This is a genomic window from Thioalkalivibrio sp. (assembly GCF_007692535.1).
Lineage (GTDB): Bacteria > Pseudomonadota > Gammaproteobacteria > Ectothiorhodospirales > Ectothiorhodospiraceae > Thioalkalivibrio.
The window spans coordinates 1-14,596 of sequence record NZ_REBW01000084.1 but is presented as its reverse complement, the minus strand read 5'-3'; the positions used below and the strand labels follow the sequence as shown (position 1 = coordinate 14,596).

Annotated in this window: 15 protein-coding genes; 8 read left to right on the top strand and 7 right to left on the bottom strand. The window is 61.0% G+C overall.

What is annotated here, in order from left to right:
• The first annotated feature begins 155 nt into the window (after nt 1-155).
• Together EA346_RS03425 and EA346_RS03420 are read left to right on the top strand one after the other, a co-directional pair.
• Nucleotides 156-833, top strand: a complete 678-nt coding sequence (locus EA346_RS03425; RefSeq protein WP_296755658.1) for a glutathione S-transferase family protein — start codon at nt 156-158, stop codon at nt 831-833.
• Nucleotides 834-864: 31 nt separating this feature from the next.
• Nucleotides 865-1,197 carry a hypothetical protein gene (locus EA346_RS03420; protein ID WP_296755652.1) on the top strand — a complete coding sequence of 111 codons (333 nt, stop codon included), beginning with the start codon at nt 865-867 and terminating at the stop codon, nt 1,195-1,197.
• On the opposite strand, the gene ilvA is transcribed toward EA346_RS03420, so the two are convergent.
• The 3 genes from ilvA to EA346_RS03405 all read right to left on the bottom strand — a co-directional run bounded on the left by ilvA (nt 1,198) and on the right by EA346_RS03405 (nt 3,491).
• The gene (gene ilvA, locus EA346_RS03415; RefSeq protein WP_296755649.1) at nt 1,198-2,712 is read right to left on the bottom strand and encodes a threonine ammonia-lyase, biosynthetic; all 1,515 of its coding nucleotides are present in this window, start codon (nt 2,710-2,712) and stop codon (nt 1,198-1,200) included.
• Between the two features lie 172 nt (nt 2,713-2,884).
• Complete coding sequence (locus EA346_RS03410; RefSeq protein WP_296755647.1) at nt 2,885-3,184, bottom strand: addiction module antidote protein; 300 nt, start codon at nt 3,182-3,184, stop codon at nt 2,885-2,887.
• A complete protein-coding gene (locus tag EA346_RS03405; protein WP_296755656.1) occupies nt 3,174-3,491 on the bottom strand; it encodes a type II toxin-antitoxin system RelE/ParE family toxin in 318 nt (105 codons plus the stop codon). Before EA346_RS03405 ends, EA346_RS03410 begins: the two co-directional genes overlap by 11 nt.
• A 215-nt stretch (nt 3,492-3,706) precedes the next feature.
• On the opposite strand from EA346_RS03405, the gene EA346_RS03400 reads away from it, so the two are divergent.
• On the top strand, nt 3,707-4,126 hold the full coding sequence (locus EA346_RS03400; RefSeq protein WP_296755644.1) for a nucleotidyltransferase substrate binding protein: 420 nt from the start codon (nt 3,707-3,709) through the stop codon (nt 4,124-4,126).
• Nucleotides 4,123-4,446 (top strand): nucleotidyltransferase domain-containing protein, encoded by a 324-nt coding sequence (locus tag EA346_RS03395; RefSeq protein WP_296755642.1) that lies wholly within the window; start codon nt 4,123-4,125, stop codon nt 4,444-4,446. The genes EA346_RS03400 and EA346_RS03395 overlap by 4 nt, the downstream gene beginning before the upstream one ends.
• A 99-nt stretch (nt 4,447-4,545) precedes the next feature.
• Here the strand turns inward: EA346_RS03395 and EA346_RS03390 are convergent, their stop codons facing one another.
• Nucleotides 4,546-4,851 (bottom strand): type II toxin-antitoxin system prevent-host-death family antitoxin, encoded by a 306-nt coding sequence (locus tag EA346_RS03390; protein ID WP_296755653.1) that lies wholly within the window; start codon nt 4,849-4,851, stop codon nt 4,546-4,548.
• A 495-nt stretch (nt 4,852-5,346) separates the two neighbouring features.
• On the opposite strand from EA346_RS03390, the gene EA346_RS03385 reads away from it, so the two are divergent.
• The 3 genes from EA346_RS03385 (at nt 5,347) to EA346_RS03375 (ending at nt 9,414) form a co-directional block, all read left to right on the top strand.
• Nucleotides 5,347-7,113, top strand: a complete 1,767-nt coding sequence (locus tag EA346_RS03385; RefSeq protein WP_296755639.1) for a hypothetical protein — start codon at nt 5,347-5,349, stop codon at nt 7,111-7,113.
• A 139-nt stretch (nt 7,114-7,252) separates the two neighbouring features.
• Nucleotides 7,253-8,278 carry a hypothetical protein gene (locus tag EA346_RS03380; protein ID WP_296755637.1) on the top strand — a complete coding sequence of 342 codons (1,026 nt, stop codon included), beginning with the start codon at nt 7,253-7,255 and terminating at the stop codon, nt 8,276-8,278.
• Nucleotides 8,279-8,307: 29 nt separating this feature from the next.
• Nucleotides 8,308-9,414: a hypothetical protein gene (locus tag EA346_RS03375; RefSeq protein WP_296755634.1), complete on the top strand. Its 1,107-nt coding sequence runs from the start codon at nt 8,308-8,310 to the stop codon at nt 9,412-9,414.
• On the opposite strand, the gene EA346_RS03370 is transcribed toward EA346_RS03375, so the two are convergent.
• From EA346_RS03370 to EA346_RS03360, 3 genes are read right to left on the bottom strand one after another with little or no spacing between them, the layout of a single operon-like run.
• Complete coding sequence (locus EA346_RS03370) at nt 9,388-10,167, bottom strand: Stf0 family sulfotransferase (RefSeq protein ID WP_296755632.1); 780 nt, start codon at nt 10,165-10,167, stop codon at nt 9,388-9,390. The two genes, EA346_RS03375 and EA346_RS03370, sit on opposite strands and share 27 nt — an antisense overlap.
• A gap of 21 nt (nt 10,168-10,188) precedes the next feature.
• Nucleotides 10,189-10,983, bottom strand: a complete 795-nt coding sequence (locus EA346_RS03365; protein ID WP_296755629.1) for a glycosyltransferase — start codon at nt 10,981-10,983, stop codon at nt 10,189-10,191.
• Between the two features lie 5 nt (nt 10,984-10,988).
• Nucleotides 10,989-12,833 (bottom strand): polysaccharide pyruvyl transferase family protein, encoded by a 1,845-nt coding sequence (locus EA346_RS03360; RefSeq protein WP_296755627.1) that lies wholly within the window; start codon nt 12,831-12,833, stop codon nt 10,989-10,991.
• Nucleotides 12,834-13,749: 916 nt separating this feature from the next.
• Here EA346_RS03360 and EA346_RS03355 point away from each other — a divergent pair.
• Nucleotides 13,750-14,505, top strand: a complete 756-nt coding sequence (locus tag EA346_RS03355) for a glycosyltransferase family 2 protein (RefSeq protein ID WP_296755626.1) — start codon at nt 13,750-13,752, stop codon at nt 14,503-14,505.
• Nucleotides 14,506-14,596: the final 91 nt, after the last annotated feature.

Here is a 14,596-nt window from a genome sequence, read left to right as displayed (position 1 = left end):
GTGACTTTCACTTTAACCCTGTGGAGTGCGGGAGCTTGCTCCCGCTATCGGGCGGGGGAATCCAATTCCGCGAACATCCTCATCACCGCTACGGGGTGTAGGCACTGCTTCACCCCGCAGGTAGTATCGCGTTGCGCGACACACCCAAGGCCACGATGACCACGCTCTACTACTTCCCGCACACCCCGCAGGCGCAGCGCCTGCGCCTGGCGCTCGGCGCGAAGCAGGTGCCGCTAACCCTGCGCCCGGTGGACTGGTTCGACGACGAGACCTTCTTCGAACTCGGCATCGCCCGCCAGTCGCCGGTACTGCAGACCGCGGACGGCACCCTGCACACGGACACCACCGCGGTGCTTGCGGAGATCGACCGACTGTTCCCCGAGAAGCCGGCACTGCGCGACGGAATCGTCGACGACGCCGCGTGGTCTGCCCTTCTGGACTGGCGCGCGAAGGTCGATGCGGTCCTGGAGCGTCTGTACGCCCCGCTGGCGCCCGGCTTTCACGGCATCGGCGACAACGCCGAGGCCCTCGCCGACTTCAAGGCTGGTGTCCGCCATCGCTTCGGCATGACGCTGGAGGAACTCGCCAACGACCGCTACGACGGCTTCGCGCAGTTCACCAGGCTGTCGCGCCTGCCCGATCTGGCCCGTCATCTCACCCGGGAGCGCTTTTACCTCGGCCAGCTGAGCGTCGCCGATTGCATGCTGGCCGCCGACCTCTACCCGCTGCAGATGCACGACGGCATCAACCTGCCGGTGGACATGCTCTACTACCTCCGCCGGGTCGAGGAGGCCTGCCAGATCGAGCTCAACCAGGACTGGCTGGCCCAATGAGACCCCACACCTACCGCAAGGAGCCCAAGCAATGACACTCGAACAGCTGCTGCACTACCTCGACTACCACATGGACCAGAACTTCCTGGACGGCGACGCCGGCCAGACGCTGGCCAAGGCCCGTGACGGCAGCCATCGGGATCCCATCGCCGCCGAGGTCCTCGTCGCGTTAATGGACGGTGCCGGCGCCGATTCCGCGGAGACCGAAGTCGACCGCGCCACCGCCGTGAAGTCCATCGGCCCAGTACGCCTGAAGTACATGAAGGACGACGCCCCGGTGGAAGGCTTCCGGCTGGTCGAGAGGACCATCGTCACCATCGACGCCGCATACAACGAGGAGTCCCTTGCCGCGCAGGGACGCTGATCAGCGCAGAAAGAGCGGGTACGCCGGGTTGTTCGACTCGTCCCACCAGGCGTAACCGAGTTCCTCGAGGAAGTCGCGGAAGCGCCCGGCGTCGGATTCCGGGACCTGCATGCCGACCAGCACCCGGCCGTAGGCAGCGCCGTGGTTGCGGTAATGGAACAGGCTGATGTTCCAGTTGGCGCCCATGCGGGTCAGGAAATGCATCAGCGCGCCCGGCCGTTCCGGGAACTCGAAGCGGTACAGGCTCTCGTTCTCCACGTGGCTGGCGTGGCCGCCGACCATGTGGCGCAGATGCAGTTTTGCCACCTCGTTGTCGGTCATGTCCAGGATCGGGTAGCCCTCGGCCGCCAACCGCTCCAGGACTTCCTGCTTCTCGGCGTCGCCACCCTCGACCTTCAGCCCGACGAAGACGTGCGCGTCGCTGTCATCCGAGTACCGGTAGTTGAACTCGGTGATGCCGCGCTTGCCGATGGCCTTGCAGAACCGCCTGAAGCTGCCGGGGCGTTCGGGGATCGTCACCGCGAACACCGCCTCCCTGCGTTCCCCGATCTCGGCGCGCTCGGCCACGTGCCGCAGCCGGTCGAAATTCATGTTGGCGCCGCTCAGCACCGCTGCGAGGCGCGCGTTCTTCAGCCCCTCGCGCTCGACGTATTTCTTCAGCCCCGCCACCCCCAGCGCGCCGGCAGGTTCGGCGAGCACCCGGGTGTCATCGAAGATATCCTTGATCGCGGCGCAGATCTCGTCGGTCTCGACCAGCAGCATCTCGTCCACGAACTCGCGCGCAAGCCGGAAGGTCTCTTTGCCGACCTGGCGCACCGCCGCCCCGTCCGCGAAGATGCCGACCTGGTCCAGGATCACCCGCTTGTTCTGGCGCAGCGCCTCGTACATCGACGGTGCATCCTCCGGCTCCACGCCGATCACCTTGATCTCGGGCCGCAGCCGCTTGATGTACACGGCCATCCCCGCCAGCAGACCGCCTCCGCCGACACAGACGAACACCGCATCCAGCGGGCCCGGGTGCTGGCGGAGCAATTCCATCGCCACCGTCCCCTGCCCCGCGATCACCGCCGGATCGTCGAAGGGATGGATGAAAACGTAGCCATGCTTCTCCTGCAGCATCTGCGCATGGCTGGACGCCTCGTCGAACGAGTCGCCGTGCAGCACCGCCTTCCCGCCCAGGCGCCGCACCGCATCCACCTTGATCCGCGGCGTGGTCACCGGCATCACGATCACCGCCTTGATCCCCAGCCGCGAAGCCGCCAGCGCGACCCCCTGGGCATGGTTTCCCGCCGAAGCCGCAATGACTCCGTGCTCGCGCTCCTTGGCGCTCAACTGCGAGATCTTGTTGTACGCACCGCGCAGCTTGAAGGAGAAGACCGGCTGCAGGTCTTCCCGCTTCAGCAACACCGACGAGCCCAGGCGCTGCGACAGCGTCGGCATGTTCTCGAGCGGCGTCTCCCGCGCCACATCGTAAACCGACGTGGTCAGGATCTTTTCCAGGTAGGGGTAACTCATCCCGCGCAAGATAACATGCCCGAACACCGGTTCCGTAACGGCCCGGGGCCGGCCTCCCACAACGCCCCTAGGAGGCGGGCCCCCCTCGCCGATCCGACAATTCTCCGGGGCAAGATTAAGCGAACACCAACAACTCGATGGGCCCCGGTCTTCAAACTCCGGATGCCGGCAATCAAGCCGCCCGAGGACGGACCGACAATTCAACACCAAAGGCCCCCAGAATCGCTCGAAGACTGGACAATCGCGGGTTCCCGTCTTCGGACAGCGTTCGGTACAGCGATTCCCGCGTCAAGCCACTACGGCGCGCAAGCTCCGTCATGCCCCCAATCGCATCCGCCGCATTCCTGAGCGCCAGCAGCAGAACCCGTTCGTCACCATCCTCGAGCGCCGCATTCAGGTACTCGGCAATATCCTCAGCTGACTTAAGATAATCAGCCGAGCGATATGGCACCGAGCGTGCCTCATTGACCATGGTAATCCCTCCAAAACTCTCTCGCCTTTGCGATATCACTCGACTGCGTCGACTTGTCCCCGCCACACAGAAGCAGCACGAGCGCATCGCCATCCCACGCGTAGTACACCCGATATCCAGCCCCTTCGGGGATGCGCAGCTCTCGAATCCCCTCACCGACCGGCCTCCAGTCTCCTTCAAGACCAGCAGCCAGACGGTCGATCCTCACCTGAATCCGCCGCTGCGCCCTCCTGTCGCGAAGCGAAGAGAACCATTCGTCGAACGGAACCCATTGCCGTACGTCCCTGTACTTGCGGATCTCCACCATCATCCAAGTGTAGCTTATAGATTACACCCAAACCAAGAAACGATTCGGTGCCAAGTCAAAACCCGATCGGCCAGAGGGCTGGCCTCCTACGCTAGCCGCGGCCACAACACCTGTAGGCGAGCCCCCTCGCCGATCGGGTGCTTGTGACGGCGAACCCATTGGGTCAAGCTTCCCAACGGGATCAGAGCAGCACCTTTCGAACGCCGGAGTCAACAATGAACGACCCTGATGTCCGCTGGAAACAGCGCCTCGCCAACTACCACAGGGCGTTCAAACAGCTCAGCGCGGCCGTGGATCTGGCGGAGGCCCGGGACTTGTCGGAACTCGAGCGGCAGGGACTCATCCAGGCCTTCGAATTCACCCACGAGCTCGCCTGGAACGTCATGAAGGACTACTTCGCCTACCAGGGCAATACCGCGATCACGGGCTCACGCGATGCGGTCCGGGAAGCCTTCGACAAGGGACTGGTGCAGGACGGCGAGGGCTGGATGGAAATGATCCAGAGCCGTAACCAGACGGCCCACACGTACAACGAACGAGTCGCGGTCGAGATCGCCACGCGCATCACGAGCCGCTACCGCGGATTGTTCCAGCAGTTCCTCGAACGCATGGAAAAGCTGGAGACCCGCAAGTGAACGAGCCGGCGCAAAAGCCCTACGGCCTCCCGCCGTACGTGCTGGAACGCCTCAGCGCCGTCTTCCAAAGATGGCCGCAGATTGACCGCGCGATCCTGTACGGTTCCCGCGCCAAGGGAAACTTCCGCACGGGCTCGGACATCGACCTGTGCCTGGAAGCGGACACCATGCAGATCGCGGAACTGCTGAAGCTCTGCGGAGAAATCGATGATCTCCTTCTCCCCTGGAAGGTCGACCTGGCGCTGAAGCACACAATCGAGAACGCGGAGTTACTCGCGCACATCGAGCGGGTGGGGGTACCCGTTTACGAACGGGAATGATTATCGGCCAGAGGGCTGGCCTCCTACGCCATCAAGGCCACAACGCCCGTAGGAGGCGAGGTCCTCCAGCGCTTCGTCAGTCCAGAGGATCCTCATCCGTTACTGCGCCTTACGAGCCAATTTCGCTTCGATGCGAGCCTTCAGGGAGGCCACGGCCTCGGCGTGCGGAAGCATTCCCGTCGATCCAGCGTTGACGCGGGCCAGAGTGGAACCGACCTTGGAGACGAGCCATTCCTCGTACCCGGGTTCCTTCTCCATGAACATCTCGAGGATCAGCGTGTCGGCCGCGTCCTCAATCGAGATCATAATTCCGACGGGGCGGTTGTTCTTCGTGACGATGACGGGCTCGCGCCTGGCGGCGTCGAGGAATTCACCGAAACGGTTCTTGGCGTCACGTGCGGTCATGGTTTTCAAGAGCTGCCCCTCCAAGTGGATGGCTACTGTAGGCGTTATAGCCATTATGCCCGGAGAGGCGAGCTTCGCCTACCGCCTCGGGAGCAGCCTGCAAGCGGCTCCAATGCCGCGGCGGGCGGCAGGGTTGCTCCTGGAAGGCATCGGGTTGTGCAACGAACCTCAAGCCCGGTGTGGCAAACGGAACCTTGGAGACCCATCAGCCAGAGGCTGGCCTCCTACGCAAGCGCCATGGGTTGCGCGTCACGTTTGTCGCCGAGCGGCAGGGTGTTCCCATCAAAAACTCTGGTATTGTCAACGGTTGAGTCAGCTTCCGTTCGCCTGATCCTGCGGGCAACCACGAGGGTGCATGACCAGCCAATGGCCAATGGGGAGCCGCAAACCTCGGGGCGGTAGCGTGCCCGAAACGGTCGATCGGATACCAATCCCTCCCGGCACCACGCGACCGGATTACCCAACCTTCACCTTTCGGGTTAACATCGATCCTCCATGCAGCTCTTCCGCGAAACCCTGCGCTTCGGCTACTGGACCGCCCGAATCCTCCGTCAGTTCCTGCGGGTACGCCCCGGGTCAACGCTGCTGACCATCGCCAGCACCGCCATAGCGCGCATCACCCGAATCCTCGCTTTTTTCCTGCCCCTAAAGGTCATCCTGCTCGCCGGATCACCAGGCGTGCCGCGCTACTTTCCTTTCGTCTCCCCGGACGCTAAAACAGAATGGATTGTCGGACTCACCGTCGCTGCGTTCATCGCCTATGGGCTCACGCTCCTTCTGCAATCTGCCACCGAGCGCTGGTCCTTCGATGCCGGGCGTGAAATCCTTCGCGGTGCCAATCAAATCAGCTTGCATGGGCGCCAGGAGGAGGAGGCCAGGTCGGTCTTCGCAAGATTCTCCGGCGTGATTGCAAGTGGGCTGTTCATCGCACTCAGCGCGCTGCTGCTTACCTGGCTCAACCCTGCTCTGTTGGGATTCATCAGCGTCAGCGTATCCCTATTGTACGTGTTCACAGCTTGGGCACTGCGTGGTGAGGCTGTGCCCCCCCCACGGCTCAAGGGCCGAATCCAGAAAAATCTTAACGCCTACCTTGGTCTATTCAGCACGTTGATCTTCTTCGGCGCGTTTGTCGTCATCCTCGCACCGTTCCTGCTGGACCGCGGTGGCAACATCCTCATCGCCTTACTCAGCGTCCTGCTCACACAGCAAATACTGGGAAATCTTTCGAGCATCGCCAAAACTGGCACCGCCCTTCAGGCCTCGCGCGCTCGCATCGATCCACTGGTATACCCGAACGTACAATTGCAACCTCGTGGGCCGAAGAGAGCGACACCCGCCTTTCAGGTTGTTTTTGCAAAGGACCGCAGGCAGCGCCAGAGTCTTGCAGCACTTGCCAGGGTCGAACCAATTGATGGGGACATCAACGTCTGCTGGGAAGATTCCACATTTCGGGGCGCCAACACACTGCACATAGTGCAACATGACCGTTCGGGTCGACCCATTCGCCACTACCAGCAACAGATTTTTTCACCTGCCCAATTCGATCTACTCGAGAACGAGGCCGTTCTCTTCCAACATGTTCCCCGCGAAAGGCTCAAGGCTCCAAGACAATACACGAGCTTCGAGGACGCCGGATTCCGTTGCCAGATCTACGCCTACGGCGACGCCACCCCACTTTCGAAGAAGAAATTCCGTGACGTGCGCGATGAATTGCTGCGGCACATCTGGGCTTACCGACCCGCGCAGGGCCTCATCCGAAGCTACCGGGGCTCCCGCGCCATGCTCCACCAGCGCCTCACAACCAAACTATGCAGCCGCCTGAACATGGTGACCGACACTCCCGAGGAGGCCGAAATCCTGGACCACTGGATGGCATATCTCCCGGAAATCCGCAAGATCATTCAGAAACAACCGCTGGTTCTGCATAACCCAGACATGAACCGAAACACTGTGGTCCGTGATGGAGAGGATTACCTGATCATGACATGGGGGCGCTGGGTGCTGGAGCCTCTGGGCGCCGCGATGTTCCTAAACGGTCTCTACTCCAAGGGCTCCGAATTCCTCGAAACACTGCGCCCGCTGCGCCCCGATTTTCGCAAATGTGATTGGGCCGCCGATCTCCGTATCGCAGCCCTCTGCGGGCAACTCGAGCAGCAGATCCTGCGCGAGCAATACAAGGCCGCGCTAGGCACGATCAAAGTCATCAGGTCCCACCACCCGTCAATCACGGAAAGCGGATCGTCAAGGCGAGCGGCCTGTTGAGCCGGGTTGACTCGCTCATTGGTATCCGCGGCAGCATCAGGATGTTCGAGAAAAGGTGTGCCGACTACAGCGTATCGATTCATGCGGCATCAAACCAACCGGAGGACGCCACCAGGCGCTCGCGGAGCAACGAGAAACTGTGAACCCGGTCCATCTCCACATCGGCCTCACCAAGACGGGCACCTCGAGCCTCCAGCGGTTCCTGAGCAACGAGCGTTCGATGCTCGCAGCACGTGGCATCTTGTACCCCGTGAGCGGCAGGGGGCGACACGGTACCGCCCATCACAACCTGTTCTACGAAATCAGCGAGGACCAAGGAGGTCACGGCGAGTTTGATGCGGCGCTCGGTGGCTGGGACTCAGTGCTGGCCGAGATCGAAGAGATCGAAGGGCGAACCGCCATCATTAGTTCAGAAGCGTTCCAATACTGTACCCCCCGCGATGTCGAGCAGTTGGCGAACCTGCTCGGTCCCCGGCCATCGACGATGGTTGCCTACGTACGGCGGCAGGATCAATGGCTCGAGTCGGCCTGGAATCAGCGAGCCCGCTTCGGCCGGGTGTCGCTCGATTTCCGCGAGTTCTGCGAAACCCAAGGCCGCGTGTTGGGCGACTACGCTCGTACGCTATCGCCCTGGATCGACATCTTCGGTGATCGCCGATTCGACATTAGGGTATTCGACCGCATCGCCGAGAAGCCGGGGATCGCCGCGGACTTTCTGGCGGCATACGTTCCAGGCGGGCACCACCCTGTTGCCAGCCGAACAGATGTCCGCAAGAATGCAAAAGCAGGCGTCAAACAACTCGTCGCCGTCGACCAGATCTTATACGCGTGTCGAGCCCAACTTGGCGACGATTTCGTTCTCCCGCGACGGAGCGCTGCACGCATCAGTGAGTACTTCCGGGGCCGTAAGGACCGGTACGATTACAGGGTGCTGTCGTTCGACGACGCTGTCGCTATCAGGGAGGTCTTCAGGCGTTCCAACGAGGAACTCGCCAGGATCTCAACGAGTTTCCGCGAGTCCGGTCCGTTTCCTGCCCTGCAGGAACACGAGTTCGACGCCTTCATCGACCTGTCCAACATTGGGACGGATGTCTTCGACGAAGAGGAGCGCCGATTCGTCGACCGCATGGCCCGCGAAATCGTCAAGGCGTCGACGCTCAGCTAAGCACTTGCGTACCCGATGGAATCGAAGTCATGAATCGCATTGTCCTGCACATTGGTTCGACAAAGACCGGAACCTCAAGCCTTCAGAAGTTCCTCACGCGTTACGCGAAGCAACTTTTGGAGCAAGGCGTTGTTTACCCCGTCGCAGGGCGCCGCGCCGCCGGACAGATCGCGCACCACAACCTGTACTACGAAAAGCACGGAGTCCGCGTAGCCACCGGCGTCTTTAAGCCCGAGGTGGGCGTTTGGAAGGAGGCACTCAAAGAGATTGATGCCGTGTCAGACGCGGTCGGAGTAATCAGTTCAGAGGCGTTCATGAACTGCCCATCGCGCCAGATCGCGAGGTTCCAGAAGGAACTCGACGGCCGCCATGTGACTGTCCTCGCCTACGTCCGACGGCAGGATCTCTGGATGCAGTCGGCATGGAACCAGCAGGCCCGGTTTGGACGATGTTCGCTGGACTTTTGGGACTTTTTCACCAAGAACAGGGCTCGTGGTCACGGTGATTACGTCGGGCAGCTTACACGATGGGCCCAGGCGTTCGGCTGGGACCATCTCGTCGTACAGAACTTCGACAGTCTGCCGTCCGGGGGCATTGTCCCCGATTTCTTCGCGAGCGTCCTGTCCGGTGTACGTGTCGCGGCAAACGAGCACGACGATTTCCGTGGCAACACCAAGGCGGGTGTAAAACAGCTCGTCGCGGTTTCGAACGTTCTGAAAGACTGCCGCGCACAACTGGGCGCCACCTTCGAGCTGCCCAGCACTGCGGCCATCCGGATCGCCCAGTACTTCCGGAAACGCCCGGGTGAAGTGACCGACTATTCCGTACTCTCATTCAACGATGCGTGTGAAATCCAACGATCGTTCGAGGAGTCGAACGATCACCTTTCGCGACTCTCCCCCAGCTTCAGAGCGTCCGGTGGATTCCGGCCTCCGAGTCCGGAGGAGTATAGAAATCGGCTCGACTTCCTTAAGATCGGCGACGACGTCCTCACCAAGGAGGAACGCCGCTTCGTTCAGCGAATGACGCGGGAAATCGTTCGGGCGAACAAGAAGCTGCGGGTCTTTGGGCATTTACGTCGGTCAATCGTCTTGTTCCTGAGACGAGGACTACTCGTACAGGCTCGTGCTCGGTAGGAGGCCGAATTCACCCCGCCAGGCCGCCCCCGGCTCGTGCATCTGCGGCAAGGTTCCGAGGAACCGTTCCCTCCACTCGATGCTCCGATCAGTCCGCTGTACTCTCAGCTGCGCCGCTTCGGTAGCTGTCCACTCGATACCCAGACGCTGACACACTAAGTCCATGGTGGCATCCCGCTGTTGGGTCAAGTTCTCGTAGGTGATTCGGAGTGGATTGATCCCGGTTAGCGCAAAGAACCGGTCCCAATGACCTCGCTCGCTGATGATCGCGCCAATGGCGCGCTGGATCGCCGGGAACGAGTACTGTGGTTCGGAGCAGGGCTGGTGGTCGTGGATCCACGCGCCGGTCTGCGACGCGATGACGAATGAAATGGCCTGCCCCAGCAAGTCGTCCCGGGTGATCTGGACAAAATTCGCGCCCTTGAACTCATTCTCAAGCCGCAGAGTGCAAGCGTACTGAAACTGCCTCCAATGAGTCTTCACGCCGAACATGCCGTTCGATGTCGTGCGCAGCTGGCACAGGATCCGGAAGGCTGACAGCGGGTTTTCGCGACGGCACCGCTTTACCCAAAGTTTCCAGTGCCCTTTGTGAAAGTACTCCAGCGGCACGCCGGCCCGTCCTGTACCCCTGAGCAAGCCCGCCAGGTAGTGGCTGCCACTTCTGGGCTGAGAGGCGATGACATAAATCTTCGGCTGGCCCGTGAAGCGACCCTGGTCGAAGTCGGTGGAATGGACCTGCGACACATTCGCCATGAGGTCTCCGAATCAGCGGGTCTAGCGCTGATCTTTGCGCGAAGGGTTATCAACCGGGGGCAACGGCGAAGGCTGGCCATTGTCGGTCATGAAGGAAAGGACGCGTCGCCAGTTGCCCAGGCGAGGAGCTTGCTTCAAGGCAAACAGAAGTCGGGCGATCGGCGCGGCACGCCCGAACACACGATTGAGCGCAACAGCACGAACGTGCGCGTCGTGGTCGGTCCCCCACCGTTCGCCGGAACTTATCCCCCGATGCATGCCGAAGACCTCGGGGATCGCCTCTCCGGTCAAACCAGCTGCCAGAAGATCGGTAATGAAGATGTACTCATCTGCCAAGTGGAGCTCTGCACCGGCACCGAAGCGTTCGTCGAACCTGATACCCGCACTGCGGACCTGGGCGACATCAATCAACATTTCGTAGGTCGCCGCCTTCGCGGAGTTGAACCGCGTCAGGCGCGAGACGCGGGACGGGTACGACTTACGGAGCCGACCAGTAGCATCGACACCTCTTCCGAGAACCATCGCGTGTCCAGATGCTTGGAGATGGCGCACACCGCTTAATACCCCAGGCAGGTTCACGTCCACGTCGTCGTCACAGAACAGCAGGTACTTTCCCGCTGCGGCATCGATCACGGTATTGCGACTCTTTGCCACCCCGAGGCCCTGGACGACCAGGGTGCGGACTCCGTTCGGGAACGTACGAGCCGGCCCTCCCTGAATCGCGACAACAATCTCAATGCCGTCGCCCACCTTGGGGGGCCGCAATTCGCGAACTCGGTTGGCGAGACAAGAATAGCCCACCGTGAGAAGGGGCATTGTGCTCACCGAGTGACGGCGCTACCGGAAGTAAGCCGTTCGAGAAGAACGTCGATCCCGCGGCGAACGGCGGCCTCAATTTCGTCGAGCTTGTCGTCCGAGATCTTCTCCAGCACGAGCCGATCCCGTAGTCCCTCTCGGCGAAGATCGACCGAGATCGACGACGGTTCGTGCGCGTTCGGGAGGCCGATCCCGAGCGAGTAGTCACGGTATTTGACGCCCGTCCCGTGCACCGCCGCCTCGAAACCCTCGAAGACGACCAGTACGCACGGGATGCCGTACGAGTGGCACGCGATCATGACATGCATCGCGCTAGTGATGACGCCATCATATTGGATCAGACGGTCGACGAACAACGCGATGGAATCAGGATGAGAAACCAGCACATCCAACTCGTCGATGTCGGGTGGTAACGTCAGCGGGATGCGAGCATGGGTGAAGTGCCGCACGAGGGCCAAACGACCATTGGTCTCGCCCCGTCGTCTCGGCATGATCCGCGAGAGCAGCGCACCTGGATCACCGAAGCTTTCCACGGCGGGGCCGCCGCATTCGGTTACCAATTGTGCCGTGATAGGCCCCCGGACGGAAATGTATTCGGCGTTTCGGTCTAGCGCGATTTCGGTACTGGAGACACCCGTGCCCACGACGATCGAACGTGGCTTGATGAATCGACCGATGGAACCGATCGCGATGATGTGTGGATCGGACGATTTGGCAGTCGGACTGACATAACGAACCGGAAGTCCGCTCAAATGCGCGATGACCAGCGGGCTCAGCCAATCCCCAAAGTTACCGGGGAACGGTCGTGGCCACCATGCAACGGGCAGGATTGCGTCACTCTCGTGGTCACTCGCGTAGCGCAGGAAACTGTCGCACGCCTGCTTCACGAGCATCTCCGCAGAGGTCGGGACAGCGGACGAGGCCAGCCTGGCAAAGGATTGGTTCATCCCATCCTCGTCACCCCGTTGCGCCGCCGTCATCATTTGTTCGACGATCCGTCGCCGGTGGGGTGAGCCGACCAGGAGGCTGCCATCAGCACCCGAAAGTAGCGCGTCGGCGCCCCCACCAGTCAGCACCTGCGTGATCCCGATTGCGTCGGACACCTTCCGGAGTCGTCGTGAAGCGGCTTCGGGAAGCCAAAGCTCGAGTGTCTTCGCGCCGTAACGTGCTCCCACGCGCATCCGCTCACGGACGCTGGGCTTCGGCATGCCATGAGAGAACTTTTGGTGCTGAACGACCTTGTCCTTGAACTGCGCGACGTGTCCGCTGTCACCGAATTGAAAGAAGACAGGAACGCCATCCACCGTTTCATTGGCACGGGACGAGACACAGATTGACGGGATCAATTGGTACGACAGACGATTTGCGTTAGCGCGCCAAGACTCCTCGAAGAAGTAATCATCGGTTGCCCGAACAGTCGCCATCGCCTCGCACGACCTCGCGTCTTCGATGAATTTGCGGCCCCCGACAGTGTTGTTGATGCCGAAGAAGCACGGCTCCCAGAACCGGGTCCGGTTCTGGTAACCGATGCCAAGCGGTGAACTAAACCCACGCTGGAAGCCGATGATATCGGCGCTGAAGTCCGCGACAAATGACGGGAACTCCACCAGCTGGCAATCAACGTCGATCCAGAAGACCTTTTTGTCGGCATTCCGCTCGCATACCCCTGCCAGGAACGGGATTTTCTTGCGGCAGATGTCCGGCCACTCCTCGCCGGGACCTTTCTCGATCTCGACCAACTCGTGCTCGACGCCGAGCCGGATGAGATTGGTCCGGAGTGCCTCCGCATGCCTGCGGTAATAGGGATCAGCCGTGTGGAAAGAACATACAATAATGCTCGACAGGTCCATGGTGGTTGGTTCATTCCTTTCGCTCGACCGGATCTCCGACGGTCGTTGAGATCGCGCCGAGCTGGAGAGCAGTCCACGCGGACTCACCCGTTACGACGGCCGATATGGGCTGGCCAGTCAAGCCGCCAACTTGGAGTGGAACGCCTTGGGGAGCAATACGACCGTGCATCCCTTTGGTCGTGCACGCCTGACGAACTCAGGTCAACCCGACAGGACCCAACTCGTTTGTAACGGAGCCTGTGGCTAACTCCCAGCCGCCGCGCTGCCAAGACAGAATAACCTGCCTTTATTCCGGCCGGCAAGCTTCCGTCTCCTTCCTCAAGGGTCTCGGCACAAAGTACGTGAGTCACTCCGATCCGGCAATTACGCCTAACTTGCGTCAAGAGACCCGGTCGAAGGGTACGCTGGCGCGCTTTTCGCCACGGCGCCGACGACTCGGCCAGCCACCACCTTGTCCCCGCGCCGACGGTTGTGCACCCCCGTTTGCTGTCTTCGAGTCGGCTGGATCAGTGGAACAATCTGCGCTGGGGTGGCGGCCCGACGCGGAGGCCACCTCAGGGCTTCATGCTCAGCTGCCTTCGCATCGAGATGGCTGAGGATCTTGTGGGTTCCCTCGGGATCCTCATTGCAGGCCGTGATCCGTAATGCCCCGCCGCAGGTCGTGCAGATCTGACTCTAAAGATGCCGAAGATCCGTTTCAGGCGCTGCACCCGGATCAGCGCTGCTTCACTCCGGACAACTCGTCAGCAAAAGCGAACAGGCTGGCAAGATTCCGATAACCCGTCCAAGCCAGACTTTTCAAGACATTGGCCCGGCAGCGGTAGATTATGGGCTCTGGCTGCGGTGGCTGAAGCGCGTAGGGGCCGGAGGGACGCAGATTGACATACAGCGCCAACAAGGCACATTACTGCTGCCCATGAAGCCCCTCGTATCAGTCGTCACTCCGTCCCACAACGCAGCCGCAGCCCTCGTGCAGGCCGTGCACGCGGTCGTGGGTCAAACACTTGCCCCGCTGGAACACGTCATCATTGACGATGGCTCGACCGATGGCACGGCAGAACTTCTGCAGGAGTTGTGTCGTGAGATCCCACACCTCCAGTATATTCACCAAAGACGCCGGGGCGCCGGCATGGCGCGGAATCTCGGCATTGAGGCTGCGCGGGGCCGTTACATCGCGTTTCTGGATAGCGACGACCTTTGGCTACCGCGAAAATTGCAGTCCCAGGTAAGTTTCATGGAGGAACAAGAATGCGTGTTTTCCTACGGGGATTACGTGGTGCACGATAGGGACAGAGATCGCTTTGGCAGGGCCTTCAGAACCCCGCGGGAACTGACCTATGAAGACTTGCTTCGGGGATGCCCGATTGGTTGTCTCACCGCAGCCTATAACCAAGAGGCGTTGGGCAAGTCCTACATGCCCCGGGTGGCACGAGGGCAGGATTGGGCGCTGTGGCTTGCCCTGACTCGGGACGGGACGCGGGCGATGAAGTATCCAGGAACAGAAGCAGTGTATCAACGGGGAAAAGGCAGTTTATCAGCGAACAAGCTCAGCAAGTCGCTCGATATGTACCAGATCTATCGCCAACAAGAGCGCATCGGGGCGGCCAGGGCTATTGGCTATCTTGCCAGTTTCTCAATCAATAGCTTGAGGAAGCGTTGGGTGACCAGGTGATCTGGTCATTGAGCGACAGGCCGGATTTCCTTGAAGCCTGAATTGGCATGGCATCTCAATCTGATCAGCAAACCGTAATGGTCACCGGCGC

Coding starts and splice junctions, on each gene's coding strand:
- EA346_RS03425 (WP_296755658.1), top strand. CDS start 156: ATGACCACGCTCTACTACTTCCCGCACACCCCGCAGGCGCAGCGCCTG.
- EA346_RS03420 (WP_296755652.1), top strand. CDS start 865: ATGACACTCGAACAGCTGCTGCACTACCTCGACTACCACATGGACCAG.
- ilvA (WP_296755649.1), bottom strand. CDS start 2,712: ATGAGTTACCCCTACCTGGAAAAGATCCTGACCACGTCGGTTTACGAT.
- EA346_RS03410 (WP_296755647.1), bottom strand. CDS start 3,184: ATGGTCAATGAGGCACGCTCGGTGCCATATCGCTCGGCTGATTATCTT.
- EA346_RS03405 (WP_296755656.1), bottom strand. CDS start 3,491: ATGGTGGAGATCCGCAAGTACAGGGACGTACGGCAATGGGTTCCGTTC.
- EA346_RS03400 (WP_296755644.1), top strand. CDS start 3,707: ATGAACGACCCTGATGTCCGCTGGAAACAGCGCCTCGCCAACTACCAC.
- EA346_RS03390 (WP_296755653.1), bottom strand. CDS start 4,851: ATGACCGCACGTGACGCCAAGAACCGTTTCGGTGAATTCCTCGACGCC.
- EA346_RS03385 (WP_296755639.1), top strand. CDS start 5,347: ATGCAGCTCTTCCGCGAAACCCTGCGCTTCGGCTACTGGACCGCCCGA.
- EA346_RS03375 (WP_296755634.1), top strand. CDS start 8,308: ATGAATCGCATTGTCCTGCACATTGGTTCGACAAAGACCGGAACCTCA.
- EA346_RS03370 (WP_296755632.1), bottom strand. CDS start 10,167: ATGGCGAATGTGTCGCAGGTCCATTCCACCGACTTCGACCAGGGTCGC.
- EA346_RS03365 (WP_296755629.1), bottom strand. CDS start 10,983: ATGCCCCTTCTCACGGTGGGCTATTCTTGTCTCGCCAACCGAGTTCGC.
- EA346_RS03360 (WP_296755627.1), bottom strand. CDS start 12,833: ATGGACCTGTCGAGCATTATTGTATGTTCTTTCCACACGGCTGATCCC.
- EA346_RS03355 (WP_296755626.1), top strand. CDS start 13,750: ATGAAGCCCCTCGTATCAGTCGTCACTCCGTCCCACAACGCAGCCGCA.